This window comes from Cecembia calidifontis, assembly GCF_004216715.1.
GTDB lineage: Bacteria > Bacteroidota > Bacteroidia > Cytophagales > Cyclobacteriaceae > Cecembia_A > Cecembia_A calidifontis.
Window position 1 is genome coordinate 2765556 of sequence record NZ_SGXG01000001.1, and the last position, 18384, is coordinate 2783939.

19 protein-coding genes are annotated in these 18384 nt (G+C 39.8%); 17 read left to right on the forward strand and 2 right to left on the reverse strand.

What is annotated here, in order from left to right:
• Positions 1-180 precede the first annotated feature (180 nt).
• The gene (locus BC751_RS11990; RefSeq protein WP_130275740.1) at positions 181-408 is read right to left on the reverse strand and encodes a hypothetical protein; all 228 of its coding nucleotides are present in this window, start codon (positions 406-408) and stop codon (positions 181-183) included.
• A 398-nt stretch (positions 409-806) separates the two neighbouring features.
• On the opposite strand from BC751_RS11990, the gene BC751_RS11995 reads away from it, so the two are divergent.
• The 17 genes from BC751_RS11995 to BC751_RS12075 all read left to right on the forward strand — a co-directional run bounded on the left by BC751_RS11995 (position 807) and on the right by BC751_RS12075 (position 17010).
• Positions 807-2213 (forward strand): anthranilate synthase component I family protein, encoded by a 1407-nt coding sequence (locus BC751_RS11995; protein WP_130275741.1) that lies wholly within the window; start codon positions 807-809, stop codon positions 2211-2213.
• A 28-nt stretch (positions 2214-2241) separates the two neighbouring features.
• The gene (locus tag BC751_RS12000; RefSeq protein ID WP_130275742.1) at positions 2242-2862 is read left to right on the forward strand and encodes an anthranilate synthase component II; all 621 of its coding nucleotides are present in this window, start codon (positions 2242-2244) and stop codon (positions 2860-2862) included.
• A gap of 23 nt (positions 2863-2885) precedes the next feature.
• On the forward strand, positions 2886-3899 hold the full coding sequence (gene trpD / locus BC751_RS12005) for an anthranilate phosphoribosyltransferase (protein WP_130275743.1): 1014 nt from the start codon (positions 2886-2888) through the stop codon (positions 3897-3899).
• Between the two features lie 9 nt (positions 3900-3908).
• A complete protein-coding gene (trpC, locus tag BC751_RS12010) occupies positions 3909-4730 on the forward strand; it encodes an indole-3-glycerol phosphate synthase TrpC (protein WP_130275744.1) in 822 nt (273 codons plus the stop codon).
• Positions 4727-5359, forward strand: a complete 633-nt coding sequence (locus BC751_RS12015) for a phosphoribosylanthranilate isomerase (RefSeq protein WP_130275745.1) — start codon at positions 4727-4729, stop codon at positions 5357-5359. Before trpC ends, BC751_RS12015 begins: the two co-directional genes overlap by 4 nt.
• Positions 5360-5404: 45 nt before the next feature.
• Positions 5405-6583: a tryptophan synthase subunit beta gene (gene trpB, locus BC751_RS12020; protein ID WP_130275746.1), complete on the forward strand. Its 1179-nt coding sequence runs from the start codon at positions 5405-5407 to the stop codon at positions 6581-6583.
• A 91-nt stretch (positions 6584-6674) separates the two neighbouring features.
• Positions 6675-7448, forward strand: coding sequence for a tryptophan synthase subunit alpha (gene trpA, locus BC751_RS12025; protein ID WP_130275747.1), 774 nt, complete (start codon positions 6675-6677; stop codon positions 7446-7448).
• Positions 7449-7451: 3 nt separating this feature from the next.
• Positions 7452-8471, forward strand: a complete 1020-nt coding sequence (aroF, locus tag BC751_RS12030) for a 3-deoxy-7-phosphoheptulonate synthase (RefSeq protein ID WP_130275748.1) — start codon at positions 7452-7454, stop codon at positions 8469-8471.
• A gap of 175 nt (positions 8472-8646) precedes the next feature.
• Entirely contained in the window at positions 8647-9429 is a 783-nt protein-coding gene (locus tag BC751_RS12035; RefSeq protein WP_130275749.1) for a phenylalanine 4-monooxygenase, read from the forward strand.
• A gap of 139 nt (positions 9430-9568) precedes the next feature.
• Complete coding sequence (gene hisH, locus BC751_RS12040) at positions 9569-10162, forward strand: imidazole glycerol phosphate synthase subunit HisH (protein ID WP_130275750.1); 594 nt, start codon at positions 9569-9571, stop codon at positions 10160-10162.
• Positions 10163-10218: 56 nt separating this feature from the next.
• Positions 10219-10938, forward strand: a complete 720-nt coding sequence (hisA, locus tag BC751_RS12045) for a 1-(5-phosphoribosyl)-5-[(5-phosphoribosylamino)methylideneamino]imidazole-4-carboxamide isomerase (RefSeq protein WP_130275751.1) — start codon at positions 10219-10221, stop codon at positions 10936-10938.
• 90 nt (positions 10939-11028) lie between these two features.
• Positions 11029-11784, forward strand: coding sequence for an imidazole glycerol phosphate synthase subunit HisF (gene hisF / locus BC751_RS12050; RefSeq protein WP_130275752.1), 756 nt, complete (start codon positions 11029-11031; stop codon positions 11782-11784).
• Positions 11785-11806: 22 nt separating this feature from the next.
• Entirely contained in the window at positions 11807-12418 is a 612-nt protein-coding gene (hisIE, locus tag BC751_RS12055) for a bifunctional phosphoribosyl-AMP cyclohydrolase/phosphoribosyl-ATP diphosphatase HisIE (protein WP_130275753.1), read from the forward strand.
• A gap of 6 nt (positions 12419-12424) precedes the next feature.
• Positions 12425-12838 (forward strand): OsmC family protein, encoded by a 414-nt coding sequence (locus BC751_RS12060; RefSeq protein WP_130275754.1) that lies wholly within the window; start codon positions 12425-12427, stop codon positions 12836-12838.
• Positions 12838-13077, forward strand: a complete 240-nt coding sequence (locus BC751_RS12065; RefSeq protein ID WP_130275755.1) for a hypothetical protein — start codon at positions 12838-12840, stop codon at positions 13075-13077. Before BC751_RS12060 ends, BC751_RS12065 begins: the two co-directional genes overlap by 1 nt.
• A 25-nt stretch (positions 13078-13102) precedes the next feature.
• Positions 13103-14107: a PDC sensor domain-containing protein gene (locus BC751_RS12070; protein ID WP_242617458.1), complete on the forward strand. Its 1005-nt coding sequence runs from the start codon at positions 13103-13105 to the stop codon at positions 14105-14107.
• Positions 14107-17010, forward strand: coding sequence for a PAS domain-containing hybrid sensor histidine kinase/response regulator (locus BC751_RS12075; protein ID WP_130275757.1), 2904 nt, complete (start codon positions 14107-14109; stop codon positions 17008-17010). The genes BC751_RS12070 and BC751_RS12075 overlap by 1 nt, the downstream gene beginning before the upstream one ends.
• Before the next feature lie 10 nt (positions 17011-17020).
• Here BC751_RS12075 and BC751_RS12080 read toward each other — a convergent pair whose 3' ends face one another.
• Positions 17021-18340, reverse strand: coding sequence for a dihydrolipoamide acetyltransferase family protein (locus tag BC751_RS12080; protein WP_130275758.1), 1320 nt, complete (start codon positions 18338-18340; stop codon positions 17021-17023).
• Between the last annotated feature and the right edge of the window lie 44 nt (positions 18341-18384).

Below are 18384 nucleotides of genomic sequence, written 5' to 3' on the forward strand. Positions count from 1 at the left end.
GCTATCAAAAAAGTTCAGAAAATAAAGTGATTTTTGTCAGTTCAGGTTAATTACATATAAAAATTTCAAAAAAAGACCGATCTGAAAAACTTAATATGGATTTTGATTTGGATGAAAAATGCTGAGTATTTGGTATTTGTCCTCAAAGGTCAGTTTTAATTCACCGCTTGAGCCAAGGATTTAAATTGAGTTGGCCAAATGCAAATTGAACTCTAAAGGGCTGCAAGGAGAAAATTCATCAAAGGCCAAATCATCAAAAATTTCCTCATCATATTCCATTTCTGTTTTCTCTACCTTACCGTCAGGATGGATAATCAGTTCTGTTCCCGTAAAATCATTTGGGTTGACTTTTACCAACACTTGATAGTCATCAAAAACCCTTTTAAAATATTGTGGCATGTTTTTCATAAATATCAGCTTTTATTTCAAAGGTACTTGGATTTTTCCGAATGGCAGGAAATCCTAAATGCTTTTCATCAAGAAGCGGTCTTAAAATGGATTCAGGTATTCAAATACCCGAAATGAACGAAAAAACACATGACAAGGAATTGCTGAAAAATTAAATCTTTGGATGTTTTTTTAATTTTTTGACAACAAATTTCGATTTTTTGTTTTGATGGTAAAATTCCCTTTTTATTTTTGTGTCCTATAGTATGAAAAGAATGGTTGCAAAATATTGGTGGTGGCATTTAACTTCTCAAAACGGGGAAGAACCGATGGCCATTGTCTAAATTGTAACGCTAACAATATGTTAAAAGGCTTGCTGGTTTACCCCGCAAGCCTTTTTTGTTTTACAAGCAATGATTATGAAAAAATTCCATATCAAAACCTCTTTTAAAAAGTTATTGGCTGATACCATTACTCCTGTAAGCATTTATCTACAGGTAAGGGACCGTTTTGCCAACCCCATATTATTGGAAAGTTCCGATTATCATGGACAGGAAAACAGTTATTCTTATATCTGTTTCAATCCTTTGGCATCTTTTTCTTTTAATGAAGGTCAGGTAAAAGAACAGCTGCCCAATGGGGAAACATTGCGTTATTCTGTAGGAAAAGATAAAAATTTAATCAATTCATTAAGGGACTTTGCCAATAAGTTTCAGGATGATAATGGCCATCATAAATTCATCAGCAATGGTCTTTTCGGTTACATTCAATATGATACTGTAGGGTTTTTTGAGGACATCGCATTGACCAAGTCCAAACCGGACAGTATTCCTATGCTTCATTATGCTGTCTATCAGCATGTGATCGTAGTGGACCATTTCAAAAATGAAATGTACCTGTTTGAGCATCAGGTAGAAGGAGTCGAAAAGCCTTTCGGGCTTGCCCAGATAGAGACACTATTGAACAGTAAGAACATTCCCAATTATTCATTTAAGTTGGTTGAGGAAGAGTATTCCAACTATACGGATGAGGAATTTCTTGATATTTTAAAGAAAGGACAGGAACATTGCTTTCGTGGTGATGTTTTCCAGATCGTGTTGTCCAGGAGATTCAGTACCAAATTCAAAGGAGATGAATTCAATGTGTATAGGGCCTTACGTTCAGTGAACCCCTCACCTTATTTATTCTATTTTGATTATGGCTCATACAAAGTTTTCGGGAGCTCTCCAGAGGCCCAGATTGTGGTTAAAAATAACAAAGCTACGATTTACCCTATAGCCGGCACATTCAAAAGGACAGGCAATGACCAATCAGATGCGGCCTTGGCTATGAAGCTTTATGATGATCCCAAGGAAAATTCAGAACACGTGATGTTGGTGGATTTGGCGAGGAATGATTTGAGCCGTTCTTCAGAAAAAGTGGAAGTGGAAGTTTTCAAAGAAATCCAATATTACTCCCACGTGATTCACTTGGTGTCAAAAGTGACCGGGACCCTGCCCCAAAATTCCAATCCATTGCAGTTGGTCGCAGACACATTTCCAGCAGGAACACTTTCGGGAGCACCCAAATACAGGGCCATGCAATTGATCGATGAGCTGGAAAATACGCCGAGGAAGTTTTATGGAGGTGCAATCGGTTTTTTGGGCTTCAACGGAGACTTCAACCATGCCATTTTGATCCGGTCTTTTGTTTCCGAAGGAAATGAGCTTCGCTTTCAGGCTGGGGCAGGAGTGGTAGCTAAGTCATCCATTCAGTCTGAGCTTCAAGAAGTTTCTAATAAACTCGAGGCCTTGAGGGTAGCTTTGACTACTGCAGAGAATATTTAATTAAATGTTGGCTTTGAAGAATAGGCATATGAAAATACTGGTTCTTGACAATTACGATTCCTTTACTTACAACCTGGTTTATATCATCAGACATCTAGGTTATGGAAACCAAATGGATATATTCAGGAATGACAAAATCAGTTTGGGAGAGGTCGACAAGTATGATAAAATATTGTTGTCTCCAGGTCCTGGAATCCCATCTGAGGCTGGCATAATGCCTGATTTGATTAAAAAATATGCTGCCTCAAAAGATATTTTGGGGATTTGTTTAGGGCATCAGGCCATCGGAGAGGCATTTGGCGGGACTTTAACCAATTTGACTGAGGTAGTCCATGGAGTTGCTTCAGAGGTCAAGGTTGAAAAGGATTTGCTGTTTGAAGGTTTGCCCGAAAAATTTAAGATTGGAAGATATCATTCTTGGGTCATAAATCCCGCAACTTTCCCGAGTGAGTTGGAAGTGATAGCGAAGACTTCGGACGGGCAGATAATGGGAGTAAAGCACAAAACATATTCCGTTAGAGGCCTGCAGTTTCACCCCGAATCCATTCTTACGGAATATGGTACAGAAATGGTCAAAAACTGGCTTGAATCCGGGGAAGAACATAAAAGAACGCAATCTTTTGCTCATTCACGGATTTCCGTAGGTTGAAGAACAGAGAAAATTGAAATTTTATGAAAGAGATATTGAACCATTTAATTGAGCACCGCACGCTTTCTAAGGAACAGGCCCGTGAGGTGTTGAAAAATATAGCCACAGGAGGGTATAATCCAAGTCAGATAGCGGCTTTTATGACGGTTTATCTGATGAGAAGTATCACGGTGGAAGAATTAGGGGGATTTAGAGAAGCCATGTTGGAATTGTGTGTTCCCATAGAAATAGAGGAATATAATGCCATGGACCTCTGTGGAACCGGAGGAGATGGCAAAGACACTTTCAATATTTCAACGCTGGCCTCTTTTATTGTGGCCGGAGCTGGCCAAAATGTTGCCAAGCATGGCAATACTGGGGTTTCATCCATATGTGGTTCTTCCAATTTGCTCGCCCATTTTGGTTATGAGTTTACCAATGATAAGGATAAAATCCGCAAAAGTTTGGACGATGCGGGGATATGCTTTCTGCATGCTCCTTTGTTTCATCCCGCGATGAAAAATGTGGCTCCTATCCGAAAAGAACTAGGGGTGAAAACCTTCTTCAATATGCTTGGGCCAATGGTCAATCCAAGTTTTCCCCAAATACAATTGGTCGGGGTTTTTAGCCTGGAGTTGGCCAGGCTATATGCCTACCTCTATCAAGAGCAGGAAGGGAGGTTCAGCATTCTACATGCTTTAGACGGTTATGATGAAATCTCCCTAACGGGTGATTTTAAGATGATTTCCAATAATGGGGAAAGACTTTTAAGTCCGGAAAGTTTTGGGTTGCCCACAATTTCTGCATCTTCTATCGCAGGAGGTGATACAGTGGAAGATTCAGCAAGGATATTTGAAAGTGTTCTTAAAGGAGAGGGTACCGAAGCTCAAAATGCGGTTGTGGTAGCCAATGCTGCTGCCGCTTTGGTTACGGCCCAGGAGGGACTTAGTTTTGAGGAAGCCGTAGCTAAAGCCCAAGAGTCCTTGTTTTCAGGGAAGGCCCTGAAAGTATTCAATGCCCTTGTCAACCTCAAAACCAGTATTTCATTTGTTCAATAAAAAAAGCCCATGAATATTTTAGAAAAGATTATAACACACAAAAAGAGTGAAGTTGAGGAAAAAAGCAGCTTGGTTCCCATCAAGTTGTTGGAAAAAAGTATCTATTTTGATTCCCAGGTGGTTTCTATGAAAAAATATATCAAGAGGACTGATAAAACAGGAATCATTGCAGAGTTTAAGAGGAGATCACCCTCAAAAGGGGATATCAACCCCAGTGCATCCGTGGAGACAGTAACCATAGGTTATATGCAGGCAGGTGCATCGGCTTTGTCGATTTTGACGGATAAGGAATTTTTTGGAGGGAAAAACGAAGACCTGACCTTGGCCAGGAAGTTCAATTTTTGCCCAATATTGAGGAAAGATTTTATCATAGATGAATATCAGATCATAGAAGCAAAATCCATAGGCGCAGATTGTATTTTATTGATTGCAGCAGCATTGGATCCAAAGCGGCTAAAGGAGTTGGCTGCTTTTGCCCATAGTCTTGGTTTGGAAGTCTTGATGGAAGTTCATGATGGGGAGGAACTGGAAAAAAGCCTGAATGAGCATTTGGATTTAGTAGGGGTAAATAACAGGAGTTTGAAGACATTTGAGGTTTCTTTGGATACCTCTTTTGGCTTAGTGGATAAAATCCCCTCGGAATTCATAAAAATTTCAGAAAGTGGAATTTCACATCCTGAAACCCTTTTTGAATTAAAGAAGGCTGGTTTTGATGGTTTCCTGATTGGAGAAAATTTTATGAAATCCAGCAGGCCACATCAGGCTGCGCTGAATTTTATGAATGCTTACAGAAAAATATTAAAAGAAACTGGATTGGTGCAGGAAAAATGAAGCTCAAGGTCTGTGGAATGAAATATCTCCGGAATATCCGGGATTTAGAGGCCCAGGTCCGGCCCGACTGGATGGGATTGATATTTTATCCTCCATCGCCACGCTTTGCAGGAGAAAATGCCGATCCGGAAATTTCTAAGGTTTCCATGAAAAAGGTGGGGGTATTTGTAAATGAGCCCTCAGCATCAATTCTTCAAAAAGTTGAAGCTTTTGGACTATCAGGTGTGCAGCTGCATGGTGATGAAACTGTCGGACAGGTTCAGGAGATCAAAGAGAAAAGTGGATTGGAGGTATTCAAGGTTTTTAAAGTGAAGGATGAGATGCTATGGTCAGAGCTGGAGTCCTACCTACCATGGGTTGATTATTTTCTTTTTGATACCTATACCAAGGATCATGGAGGAAGCGGAAAAACATTTGATTGGGGTGTTTTAAGAGATTACCCATTCGAAAAGCCCTTTCTTTTGAGTGGAGGGGTTGATATGGATCAGGTTCATGCGATTTCGGAACTGAAAAAAAATCTACACCAGTTTGCAGGATTGGATATCAATTCAAAATTTGAGATTGAACCAGGCCTTAAGGATATCGCTAAAGTGAAGGGATTTAAGGAGGAATTAAAAAATATAAGATAATCACAGGCTGTTTCAGAAGAAGGAGCGGTTTAGACATTGAAATTTATGATCAGAGTTGACGAAAAAGGCTTCTACGGAAAATTTGGAGGAGCTTACATACCCGAAATGCTGCACCCCAATATTGAGGAGTTGCGTGAGAATTACGAAAAAATCATCGCTACTGAAGAGTTCCAAAAGGAGTTTAGGGGATTGTTAAAAGATTATGTGGGACGGCCTACTCCTTTATATTATGCGTCAAGATTATCAGAAAAATATGGGGCAAAAATATACCTCAAGAGGGAAGACCTTTGTCACACTGGAGCCCATAAAGTCAACAACACCGTAGGGCAGATAATTTTGGCCAAGAAGCTAGGGAAGAAAAGGATCATTGCAGAAACGGGGGCAGGCCAGCATGGTGTGGCAACCGCTACGGTTTGTGCCCTGATGGGAATGGAATGTACTGTCTATATGGGATCTCTGGATATTCAAAGACAGAGGCCTAATGTGGAGCGGATGAAGATTTTGGGGGCGAAGGTAGTGGCGGCGACTTCAGGTTCGCAGACACTGAAGGATGCTACCAATGAGGCCATGCGCCAATGGATCAATAATCCCGTAGATACACATTATATCATTGGTTCAGTGGTAGGTCCGCATCCTTATCCTGAGATGGTTGCCCGCTTTCAATCTGTAATATCTGAAGAAATAAAATGGCAGTTGAAAGAAAAAGAAGGAAGGGAAAATCCGGACATTGCCATAGCATGTGTGGGAGGGGGAAGTAATGCAGCTGGTGCATTTTATCATTATTATAATACACCTGAAGTGAGGTTGGTGGCTGCAGAAGCAGCTGGATTGGGGGTGAATTCAGGAAAATCAGCAGCCACAACTGCTTTAGGGACTCCTGGAATATTGCATGGTAGCAAAACATTGCTCATGCAGACAGAAGATGGACAGGTAGTGGAGCCACATTCCATATCTGCAGGTTTGGATTACCCGGGAATAGGCCCTGTGCATGCCCATTTGTTTGACATTGGAAGGGCAGAGTTTGTGGCCGTAGAAGATGAAGATGCCATGAAAGCGGGCATTGAGCTGAGCAGGTTAGAGGGAATAATTCCAGCCATAGAGACTGCGCATGCCCTTCACGCTTTGAACATGATCGCGTATAAAAAGAATGATATCATTGTAATCAACCTTTCCGGAAGAGGGGATAAGGATCTGGATACTTATATAAAGTGGGGAGGGTATTGATATTGAGGAGCGAGAAGGGAGAGATGAGAAACTAGAAAGGCGGAAGCGAGAGACGAAAAATTAGAGATAAGAGCCAAGAATTAAGAATCGGATGAACAGAATAGATCAACTATTTGATAGAAAAAAAGAGCGGGTGCTTTCAATTTATTTTACCGCGGGCTTCCCCAAACTGGAAGACACTGTTCCAATCATGCAAGCCATAGAGGAGGGAGGAGCAGATATCATTGAGGTGGGTGTGCCTTACAGTGATCCCATTGCAGATGGTCCAACTATTCAGGATAGCAATATGATTGCCCTGAACAATGGGATGAGTTTAAAGAAGCTATTTGTGCAGTTAAAGGATATGCGCCAATTTGTTAGCCTTCCGGTAGTATTGATGGGGTACCTTAATCCCATTATACAATATGGTATGGAGGAGTTTTGCCAAAAATGCCAGGAATTGGGGATTGATGGATTGATTGTGCCGGATTTGCCCATGCAGCAGTATCTGGATGAATACAAGGAGATGTTTGACCGGTATGGATTAAGGAATACCTTTTTGATTTCACCTCAGACCAGTGAAAAAAGGATCAGAGAAATTGATGCCAATTCCAATGGATTCATTTACATGGTTTCAGCCCATTCCATTACCGGAGCAAGAACAGGAATTTCAGAGGAGCAGATTGCATATTTTGAAAGAGTCAAGTCTATGGGACTGAAAAACCCCAGGCTAATTGGTTTTGGGATTTCTGATGCAGAGACTTTTGCCACTGCTTCAGACTACAGCAACGGTGCTATTATTGGAAGTGCTTTTATCAAAAAAATCAAAGACAGCAAAGACTTGAAAAATGATATCAAGTCCTACATTCAATCAGTCATACAGTAATTTATGATCATACAGTTAAAAGAAGATATCAGTGAAAAGCAAAAAGCATCACTGATACAGGAAGTCAACGAAATCGGATACAAGATTACAGAGGTAAAAACCCAATTAGGAGATTATCTGATCGGTATTGGGAAGAAAGATTTTGATATAAGGAAAATCGGGCAAAAGGAAGGGATAAAAGATATCCACATTGTTTCGGATGAATATAAGTTAGTTTCCAAAAAATGGAAAGTGAAACCCACCTCCATTGATCTGGGTGATGGTGTATATATCAAAGATGGAGATATGGCGATCATCGCCGGACCTTGCTCAATTGAGTCTGAGGAGCAGATCAGAAAAGTCGTTTCCCATTTAAAAGAAAACGGAATACGTATGATGCGAGGGGGGGTATTTAAACCAAGGACCAGCCCTTATGCATTCAGGGGAATGGGAATAGATGGCTTAAAACTTTGGTACAATATTGCCAGGGCTGAAGGAATTAAAATTGTTACTGAAGTCATGCAGGTTTCCCAGATTGAAGAAATGTATCCTTACACGGACATTTATCAGGTAGGGGCAAGAAATACCCAAAACTTCAATTTATTGGATGAATTGGGCAAGGTGGACAAAGCCGTAATGATCAAAAGAGGTATCTCAGGAACCATTGAAGAATTACTGCAATCTGCAGAATATGTGTTTTCAGGTGGAAATGAAAAGCTGATTCTTTGTGAAAGAGGGATAAGGACTTATGAACGTGCCAGCAGAAATACTTTGGATCTCAATGCTGTTCCTATTCTCAAATCCAAGTCCCATCTTCCGGTGATAGTGGATCCATCACATGGAATTGGAATCAGGGAATTTGTACCTCAGATGGCTTTGGCCGGTGTGATGGCCGGTGCAGATGGAATTATCTATGAAACACATGAAGTGCCTGAAAAAGCCTATTCAGATGGTCAACAGACTTTGGATTTTGCACAAAGTGCCCGTTTGGCAGATTGGATAAGGAAAACCTTTGCCATGCGTAAGACATTTGAACTGCTTTGATTTTCCGCCAACAAAATTTTATTTAAGAAACAGTCAGAATTGCTTATTTTTGACTGGTTTTCAAAAGGTGTTTTTTGGAATCAGAAAACATTTGTCAGTGAACCATAGTAAAAGTAGAAGGGATCCACAGTTTTAAGGTGTAAAACAAAGGCAATCCTAAAAACCCAAATATAATATGACGAATAAACCCAAAGACTGGGTCTTCTCAGACCCGAGATTAAAAGAGATGAGACAGGATTACGGGGCCTATACAGAAGAGGATTTTAAAGTTTGGAAGATTCTTTTTGACAGGCAAATAGTCAATTTGCCTAAAGCAGCCTCAAAAGCGTATTTGGAAGGTATTAAAGAAATAAACTTTACTTCTGACCGCATAGCAGACTTTGATGATGTCAATAGAAGACTCGCCAAGAGTACAGGTTGGTCAATTCAGGTAGTCCCGGGATTGATCGATGATGACCTTTTCTTTGGTCTGATGAACAATAAAAGGTTTTGTTCCTCTACCTGGCTAAGAAAGATGGAGCAGCTGGATTATCTCGAAGAGCCTGATATGTTCCATGATGCTTTTGCGCACATGCCGATGCTGACCAATCAGCCCTATGTGGACTTTTTGGAAAAACTGAGTGGAATTGCGCTTAAGCATATTGATGATAAGTGGGCAATTGAACTGCTTTCCAGAATTTATTGGTTTACAATAGAATTTGGGCTGATCAGGGAAGATGGGGAATTGAGGATTTATGGAGCCGGTATATTGAGTTCTGCCGGTGAAACCAAATACAGTTTATCCAATGAGCCGGCCCATTATGATTACAATGTGAAAAAAATCATGAATACGCCATACTGGAAAGACAAATTCCAGGACAAATATTTTGTAATTGACAGTTATGAGCAATTGTACCAATCTATTCCGGAAATCGAGGAAGTTTTGGAAGAAATGCTTTCAGAGGCAACACAAAAATAAGTATTTGGAATAATTCGGAATTAGTATTTGAAATCCAAAAAGCGTTTGTGGTTTGTCAGTCACGAACGTTTTTTTATTCCAAATGAATTTAAAGATCTGGTTGGGACATGTCCAGCCTTTTGGTTAAAAAGCTTTTTGAATGAATGTAGCAGTAATTAAATACAATGCAGGGAATGTACAGTCCGTTTTGTATGCTTTGGAAAGATTAGGTGCGGAAGCAATACTTACTGATGATTTGGAGCGTATTTCCAAAGCAGATAAGGTCATCTTTCCAGGCCAAGGAGAGGCAAGTACCGCCATGAAGTACCTCAAGGAAAGAAAACTGGATAAGTTGATCCCTCAACTTAAACAACCCTTTTTTGGGGTTTGTCTGGGTCAGCAACTTTTATGTGAGCATTCAGAAGAGAATGACACTACTTGTTTGGGTGTTTTTCCTGTAAAAGTTAAAAAGTTTGTTCCTCAAAATGCCGAAGAGTTTAAAGTTCCCCATGTAGGTTGGAACAATATTTATGACTTAAAAACACCTCTTTTGGAAGGGTTGGACGACCATTCATTTGTGTATTATGTGCATAGTTTTTATTGTGAACTGAGTGAATATACCATCGCCAAAACCCATTATATTCATGATTTTGCTGCTTTGATGAATAAGGATAATTTTTATGCCATGCAGGCCCATCCCGAGAAAAGCAGTTTGGTTGGAGAAAGAATATTAAAGAATTTTCTATCCCTTTAAAAAGAAGTGTTTCATTTGAAAATCAATCAGGGGTCTTGATTCCCATAAAAGCAAAAATGGAGATAATACCGGCAATTGATATTATAAACGGAAAATGCGTCAGACTTACCCAAGGGGATTATGGTCAAAAAAAAGAATACCATGATAGTCCTCTTGAAATGGCCAAAAGATTTGAACAGGCAGGTATTTCCAGGTTGCATTTGGTTGACCTGGATGGGGCAAAACAAAAACAAATTGTAAACAAGCAGGCCTTAAAGGCGATAGCAGAAGGAACATCTCTCAAAATTGATTTTGGGGGAGGAGTGCAATCCGATACAGCTATTGAAGAGGCGTTTTCCTTAGGTGCACATCAGGTCACAGGAGGAAGCATAGCCGTAAAAAATCAGGATTTGTTTGAATCTTGGATATCAAGGTTTGGAGGAGAAAAAATTATCCTGGGTGCAGATGCCAAAAACAGGAAGATTGCCATCTCAGGTTGGGAAGAAACAACAGAAATCGAACTCATTGACTTCATCAAAGGCTATTATAATAAGGGTATCAGTTATGTAATTTGTACAGATGTAGCCAAAGATGGTTTACTTCAAGGACCTTCTTTGGATTTGTATAGAGAAATCCTCTCCGAGATTCCTGGCATCAGACTAATTGCAAGTGGGGGAGTCTCAGAGATAAAGGATCTTGAAAAATTGGCTGAAATCGGTGTTTATGGAACGATAGTAGGGAAGGCTTATTATGAAGGAAAAATTACGCTTGAACAGTTGGCCGGTTTTGCCTTCTGATCATTCAGGATTCAATTCATGAGATGAGCTTAACAGACAGAATTTTAGGGGACGACGTCTTTACAGATCGTACTTGGAACTTTTAAAAAGATGCTAACAAAAAGAATAATACCTTGCCTGGACATCAAAGACGGCCGCACTGTAAAAGGTGTCAACTTTGTTCAGCTGCGTGATGCGGGTGACCCGGTTGAATTGGCCAAAATTTATTCGGATCAAGGAGCTGATGAGCTGGTGTTTTTGGATATTACAGCGACAGTGGACAAAAGAAAAACCCTGGCAGAACTTGTCACTAAGGTGGCCAAAGCCATCAATATTCCCTTTACAGTAGGAGGGGGAATTTCCACAGTGGAGGATGTTAAGGTTCTCCTCAATGCCGGGGCAGACAAGATTTCCATCAATTCTGCTGCAGTAAAACACCCCCATCTGATCAATGAGATGGCTTTGGAATTCGGCTCCCAATGTATCGTGGTGGCCATTGATACAAGAAATATTGATGGGTTAGATTTTGTCCACACCCACGGCGGCAGGAAGCCTACCTTGATCAAAACGCAGCAATGGGCCAAAGAGGTCTGTGATAGGGGGGCGGGTGAGATTTTGTTGACCTCCATGGACCATGATGGTACCAAATCTGGTTTTGCCAATGAGATAACAGCAGAAATTTCTTCCATGCTAAGTATTCCTGTAATTGCTTCTGGAGGAGCAGGAAGTATGTCCCATTTCAAAGATGTGTTTACCTTTGGGAAAGCGGATGCCGCTTTAGCCGCCAGTATATTTCACTTCAGGGAAATCCCTATTCCCGATCTTAAAAACTACCTGGACCAGGAAGGTATACCCGTAAGAATTTAAAATACTATTTAAACTAAGTTTAATGAATAATCTGAAAATAGATTTTGATAAAGTAGGGGGCTTGGTTCCTGCTATCATTCAGGATGCTGAAAGCAATGTCGTATTGATGTTGGGTTATATGAACCAGGAAGCCTTGGATCTTACTTTGGAATCCAAAAAGGTTACTTTTTTCAGTAGGACCAAGCAGAGGCTTTGGACCAAAGGTGAAACTTCTGGTAATTTTTTATTTGTCCATGATATCAGTATCGATTGTGACAGTGATACCCTTTTGGTCAAAGTCAATCCTGTGGGTCCTGTTTGCCATACGGGTTCGGATACCTGTTTTGATGAACCCAATCGCAGTAAGACGCTGTTTATAGACCAGTTGAGAAGCATAATCAAAGACAGGAAAAACAACCCATCAAATCAGTCCTACACCGCTTCTTTATTTGCAAAAGGAATCAACAAAGTAGCTCAAAAAGTAGGAGAAGAAGCGGTGGAAATAGTTATCGAAGCCAAAGATAACAACAAGGAACTTTTTTTAGGAGAAGCAGCAGATTTGCTCTTCCATTATTTGGTGCTGTTAGAAGCCAAAGAAATTGAACTGGATGAGGTTATTCAGGTGTTAATTGACCGTCACGCAAAAAAACAATAATCAGACATGAGTAAAAGGAATGTAACAGTCCGCATGAAGGCGGACTATGAATATGAGGCTTTCAATTTGCAGGGCAACAAGGTAGATATCGATATGTATGATGCCCCGAACAAAAAAGCCCAATCCCCGATGGACCTTCTTTTATCTGCTTTGGGAGGCTGTTCTGCAGTTGACGCCGTAATTATGATGAAAAAGAAAAGAAAGACCATCAATGATTTTTTTATTGAGTTAGAGGGGACAAGAAATGATGGAATTCCTGCTTATTATACCCATATACATTTGAAATTCATTTTAGTTTCACCCGATGCAACGGAAGAAGAATTCGCTAAGGTGGTAGCATTATCAGTGGACAAATACTGTTCTGTCGCCTCTTCCCTGAAATCTGAAATCACCTACAGTTCCGAAGTCAGAAGACCATAATGCGTGTAGTAAAGGAATTTACCAAAGAAGGGATAAGGGTTTCCATTTTCAATTGGAACAACAAATTTTTGATAAAATTTGAACTGGGTCCTTTGGAGCAGACATTTAAAGTGTCAGAATTGGATGTTTTAGTTGAAGATGACCTGGAGCAATTTTATAAAGGGGAATTCTTTGATAAGGTTATGCTCCGTTTCAAAGAAATGGGGCAAAGCCTTCAAAATCAATTGCAAAATCTTTAGCTTTAGGTTCATTCCTAAAATGAAGATGTATTACCCAAGAATTATCCTGTTTTTTCTTTGCTTGCATCTGATGCAATGTACATCTGCTCCTAAGGAAAGGTATGAGGATGTCTTGATGGATATCAATGCCTTTATTTCTTTGATGGAGTATGACCTAGAAGAACTTGAGGAAGAAATCGTGTTACTGGGAGAGGAGGTGAGGAGACTATATGCACAAAAAGAATTTATTTTATCCCAATCGAATGATGCTTACATCCCTATTACCGAAGCAGGAGTATACAATAATGCCGGGATAACGGACCCTGAATCCAGCACCATTTATATTCCGGGAAGAGCCGGTAACCTTAAAGAGGCAAGAGAGATGTTTATCTTGACGGAAGTTTTAGATGAAAAATTCAGGTCAATCATTCAACGTTATCCGGTCGTTTCGCAAGTTTATTTTAACAGTAAGTACCACTTAAATAAACTTTACCCACCTTATGATGCTCTTGCCATGTTGGATCCGGATTTAGATATAACCACCTTCAATTTTTACTATTTGGCGGATCAAGAACACAATCCTGATAGAGGGCCTGTTTGGGTGGATGAAATTTACATTGATCCTGTGGGTAGGGGATGGATGATTTCCTTGATTTATCCGGTATATGTGGAAAATGACCTCAAAATGGTTTTGGGATTTGACATAACATTAAATGACATTATTGAATCCTATTTGGAAAAATTTGACAGGAATTTTGTCATTGTGGATGTAACGGGAACATTAGTGGCAGGAAAAACTAAAGCGATAGAGTCTCTTTCCTTACCCCCGCTAAAAAATCATACTTACAAGCAGACAATTATTTCTGATAGCTTCAGGATGGAAGATTTCAATCTTTTTAGGAGCAAGAGTAAAGAGGTAAGGAAAATGGCTTCCAATATAATTTTGAACAATGAAAGGGAGACAGTTTTAAAAGATTTGGGTTTAAAAATCCAAGTTTCTGCTGCAAAAATGGAAATATTGGATTGGATCGTACTTGATTTGGTATTCTGATGGGGGAGAAAAGAATTGATTTTGTTTTAGAAAACAGAAGGGGGATTTATAGGTGGTTTGTTTTTTTAGGAATAGCAGTTGCTGTCATTATTTCCTTGCTTGCGTTTAATTTTTTTGGGGCGCTCCGGGACAGTCAGATTGAGTCTATTCAAGTCTCTTTAAACAAAAAAGCTGAGCTTGCTGGTAAGGACATCCAGAATACCTTTTCGGCTATGTATGAAGACATGTTGTTCTTTGTGAATAACTTAGAACCTTGGACCTATGAAAGATCCTCAAATGAAGAACTTGCTTTTGAAAAAAGGGCCAGAAGGATTTTTAATAACCATAGGTTTATTTTGGATACGTTAATTGTCACCTTTCCTAATCAAACTGTTTCATTCCACTTTGATGAAAGGAATAATTTCATCCGGACATTTCAAAGCGGATTGGTACAATTTGAAAATTCAGGCTCGAGAATAATCCATCTTAAGAATGCGAGTAAAGGAGTTGGGATAACAGTGGTAACTAACCCAGATCGGTTTTTCAATGATCAATTGAGTAATTTTTATCTGGGGATAGATACCAAAAAATATATCTGGAGGGATGGATTTCTCTTTCCTGTGAATGTAGAGAGAAATGATAAAGATTTTTATCCATCCCAAAAGGTTTTAAATAGACTCAATCAGGATTTGGAGCTGGGTCTTAAAGGGGAGGAAATTGGGAGCATTAGCTTAGAAGAGGGAGGTAAAGGAAGACAGGCAACGATACATTATTATCCTTTCCGACTGGTTCCCTTTGAGTATAAATATGGGGTTGTATTTATACAGGATATTTCTAAAGTCGGATCTGAAGTTTATGTCAACTATTTTTATATTCTATTTGGTCTGCTGGCACTTTTGGTCCTCATATTGATCATACTATTTAAGTTTATAAGGAACATTCAAGTATCAAATTCAGCTATTGAAGCGAGTGCCCGTGAAATCAAGGAACTTTTCCGAAGGCAGACCTTATTGCTTCAGGAGTCCAAAGGCTTTATTTATTTTCAGGACGAGAACGGGAAATTATATTCTGTTAGTGAAGAGGTGAAGCAAGTGTTGGGTTATGATCCTGAAGATTTCAAAGCCAATTTCAGGAAGTATATCCGGCCTGAGCATAATGAAAAATTGGGGGAATTTATTAAAGACAGTACTGATTCCAGAAAAGATAATTTACAATTTGAGTTTGATTTTCGTCACCGGGACGGATATTGGACGAGGGTCAAAATTTTCGAAAAACTGCTTTATGATGAATTGGGAAATTTTAAAGGGAATGTTGGAATATGCACCGATATTCAGGAAAAATTTGAATCAGAGTTTAAACTTAAAGAGAGTGAGAATAGGTTAAGGGCTGTACTAAAAAGTTTGCCAGACCTCATTTTTATTTATGATAATGATGGCGTTTTTAGGGATTATTATGTCAAAGACAAAACACTATTGATGGTCCCACCCGAATCAACAATGGGCAAAAATTTCAAAGATATCATGCCTGAACCGATGCGTTCAGATTTGATAAACGCATTTGAAAAGGCTAAAAATACTGGAAAACTCCAAAATATAGAGTTTGAGTTACCTCTACCCATTGGAAAGCGGATTTTTGAGGCCAGGGTTTTTAAGCTGGACGAACAGAGAATGGTTTCCATGGCCAGGGACATCACAGTACAGAAGCTTTGGGAAAAAGGGCTTCAAGAAGCCAAAGAGGCAGCAGAGCAAGCCAATAAAGCCAAATCTGAATTTTTGGCAAATATGAGCCATGAAATCAGGACTCCTATGAATGGTTTGTTAGGCATTGTTGAACTATTGGAGCAAACAAAGCTGGATAACAAGCAGCAGGAATATATTCAGGTCATCAAGGATTCCGGTAAATCACTGACCAATATCATCAATGACATTTTGGATTATTCCAAAATAGAATCCGGTATGATGGAGTTGAAGTTGAGTGTTTTCCACTTTAAAAATGAAATACTTAGGGTTTTTAGGATCTTCTCTGGAATGGTGGAGAAAAAACAAATCCAATTCACGTATTCCTTTGGACCATTAATGCCAGGTTATGTTCGGCTGGACAAAGAAAAATTGGTGCAAATTCTTCTAAATATTATCGGAAATGCGGTGAAGTTTACCCCTCAGGGAGGATCTGTGCATGTTTCTGTTGAAGTAGAGCCGGTTTTGGAAGAGAATATTATATTAAATTTCTCCGTGAAAGATAATGGAGAAGGAATACCTCCGGAAAAAATTGCCTTGCTGACCGAACCTTTTGTCCAATTGGATGGAAGCAATACCCGGGAGTTTCAGGGAACAGGTCTTGGGTTGGCCATTTCCAAAAAGCTCATTGAGTTAATGGGAGGAGAATTACAAATCCAAAGTGAAGTCGGTACAGGATCGGTTTTTAGTTTTAGTGTATTTGGATCAACTATCAGGCATAATGAAGAATTGAGAGAAAGCCAGATTTTTGGCCTGAATGAAGAGGAAGTTCAACTTTTGGATTTGGCTTACCGCTGTCCGATGGATATTCTCCTGGTAGAGGACAATAATACCAATCTCATTTTTATGAAGATGTTGATGGATCAACTCGGTTATGAGGTCAGTATTGCCAGAAATGGACTTGAAGCAGTTGATTTAGTTAAAAACGGGAGGTTTTTTGACCTTGTATTTATGGATATTCAAATGCCAAAAATGAATGGTTTGGATGCAACCCGGCATATCAGGGCAATCAAAGGCGCTGAATCTATGATGATTGTCGGTCTTTCTGCCAATGCTTTCAGTGAAGATATAGAAAAAGCTTATGCCGTAGGAATGAATTATTACCTGACCAAGCCAGTCAGTATCCATGAGATAGCCAAGGTGATTGCCGATCACTACAAAGAACTATCAATAAAAAAAGAGGCCTAAGCCTCTTTTTTTATAATTCAGTATTGAGATCAAATGCCTCCAGGTAATCAGCCACCCTTCTAACAAACATTCCTCCTAAAGATCCGTCTACTACCCTGTGGTCATAGGAATGGGAAAGGAACATCTTATGGCGGATAGCAATTACATCACCGGTTGGCGTTTCTACTACAGCAGGTTTCTTTTGAATGGCACCGACTGCTAAAATTGCTACCTGTGGCTGCATAATGATCGGAGTTCCCATGACATTGCCAAAGCTTCCTACGTTCGATAAGGTATATGTACCTCCTGTAAGTTCATCCGGAGAAAGCTTATTGTTTCTTGCTCTGTTGGCCAGGTCATTTACTTTTTTGGAAAGGCCTGTCAAATTGAACTGATCTGCATTTTTGATTACCGGTACAATCAAATTCCCTGTAGGAAGGGCGACAGCGACCCCAATGTTGATGTCCTTTTTCTTGATGATTTTGTCCCCATCTACAGAAATATTGATCATTGGGAAATCTTTGATTGCTTTCGCCACTGCTTCAATAAAGAAAGGGGTGAAAGTAAGGGCTTCACCTTCTTTTTTCTTGAAGCTGTCTTTCACTTTGTTTCTCCATAGTACAATATTGGTAACATCGGCTTCCACAAATGAAGTCACATGAGGAGAGATCCTTTTCGAATCCACCATTCTTTGCGATATCATTTTCCTCATTCTGTCCATTTCAATGATTTCATCATGGGCAGAAATGCTAACTTCAACTCTTGCGGGAGCTGGTGTTGGAACAGAAGTAGAAGGAGATGAAGAGGTAGTAGGAACAACCGCAGTAGCCTTGCTTCCCCGGTTTTTAACATAATTCAACATATCCTGCTTGGTCACTCTTCCATCCTTGCCGGTGCCTTGAACAGTAGCTAATTCTGATTTACTGATATTTTCTTCCTTGGCAATACTCAGTACAAGGGGAGAATAAAACCTTCCATCACTTTCTCCGCTGATTGGAGCTGGGATATGGGCAGTCAAAATGGTTTGGGTCTGAGCTGGCGCTGCAGCAATCAACTCTTCTTTTTGTTCAGCTTCAGGCTGTGAAGTGGCGGAAGAAACATTTTCAATTCCTTCGGTTTCTATTAAGGCAATTGGAGCGCCAACAGCAACTACCTCACCCTCTTTGGCCAAAATTTTCTTGAGCACTCCTCCATGCGTAGCCGGAACCTCTGTATCAACTTTATCGGTAGCCACTTCTAGCACGGATTCATCCTGTTCTATTTTATCCCCTTCTTTTTTAAGCCAGGTTAGAATTGTTCCTTCAATAATACTTTCCCCCATTTTGGGCATTAGCATTTCTACAGTCGCCATACTGATATTATTTAATTGGGTTTATTTCTGAGTTTTAAAATTAA

Bases quoted from the DNA above. Each gene is read 5' to 3' on its own strand.
- trpC (WP_130275744.1), top strand. From the start codon at position 3,909: ATGAATATTTTAGAAAAGATTATAACACACAAAAAGAGTGAAGTTGAG.
- BC751_RS12080 (WP_130275758.1), bottom strand. From the start codon at position 18,340: ATGGCGACTGTAGAAATGCTAATGCCCAAAATGGGGGAAAGTATTATT.
- BC751_RS11995 (WP_130275741.1), top strand. From the start codon at position 807: ATGAAAAAATTCCATATCAAAACCTCTTTTAAAAAGTTATTGGCTGAT.
- trpD (WP_130275743.1), top strand. From the start codon at position 2,886: ATGAAAGAGATATTGAACCATTTAATTGAGCACCGCACGCTTTCTAAG.
- hisIE (WP_130275753.1), top strand. From the start codon at position 11,807: ATGAATAATCTGAAAATAGATTTTGATAAAGTAGGGGGCTTGGTTCCT.
- BC751_RS12015 (WP_130275745.1), top strand. From the start codon at position 4,727: ATGAAGCTCAAGGTCTGTGGAATGAAATATCTCCGGAATATCCGGGAT.
- BC751_RS11990 (WP_130275740.1), bottom strand. From the start codon at position 408: ATGAAAAACATGCCACAATATTTTAAAAGGGTTTTTGATGACTATCAA.
- BC751_RS12035 (WP_130275749.1), top strand. From the start codon at position 8,647: ATGACGAATAAACCCAAAGACTGGGTCTTCTCAGACCCGAGATTAAAA.
- BC751_RS12075 (WP_130275757.1), top strand. From the start codon at position 14,107: ATGGGGGAGAAAAGAATTGATTTTGTTTTAGAAAACAGAAGGGGGATT.
- BC751_RS12000 (WP_130275742.1), top strand. From the start codon at position 2,242: ATGAAAATACTGGTTCTTGACAATTACGATTCCTTTACTTACAACCTG.
- aroF (WP_130275748.1), top strand. From the start codon at position 7,452: ATGATCATACAGTTAAAAGAAGATATCAGTGAAAAGCAAAAAGCATCA.
- BC751_RS12060 (WP_130275754.1), top strand. From the start codon at position 12,425: ATGAGTAAAAGGAATGTAACAGTCCGCATGAAGGCGGACTATGAATAT.
- BC751_RS12070 (WP_242617458.1), top strand. From the start codon at position 13,103: ATGTATTACCCAAGAATTATCCTGTTTTTTCTTTGCTTGCATCTGATG.
- trpA (WP_130275747.1), top strand. From the start codon at position 6,675: ATGAACAGAATAGATCAACTATTTGATAGAAAAAAAGAGCGGGTGCTT.
- hisF (WP_130275752.1), top strand. From the start codon at position 11,029: ATGCTAACAAAAAGAATAATACCTTGCCTGGACATCAAAGACGGCCGC.
- trpB (WP_130275746.1), top strand. From the start codon at position 5,405: ATGATCAGAGTTGACGAAAAAGGCTTCTACGGAAAATTTGGAGGAGCT.
- hisH (WP_130275750.1), top strand. From the start codon at position 9,569: ATGAATGTAGCAGTAATTAAATACAATGCAGGGAATGTACAGTCCGTT.
- BC751_RS12065 (WP_130275755.1), top strand. From the start codon at position 12,838: ATGCGTGTAGTAAAGGAATTTACCAAAGAAGGGATAAGGGTTTCCATT.
- hisA (WP_130275751.1), top strand. From the start codon at position 10,219: ATGGAGATAATACCGGCAATTGATATTATAAACGGAAAATGCGTCAGA.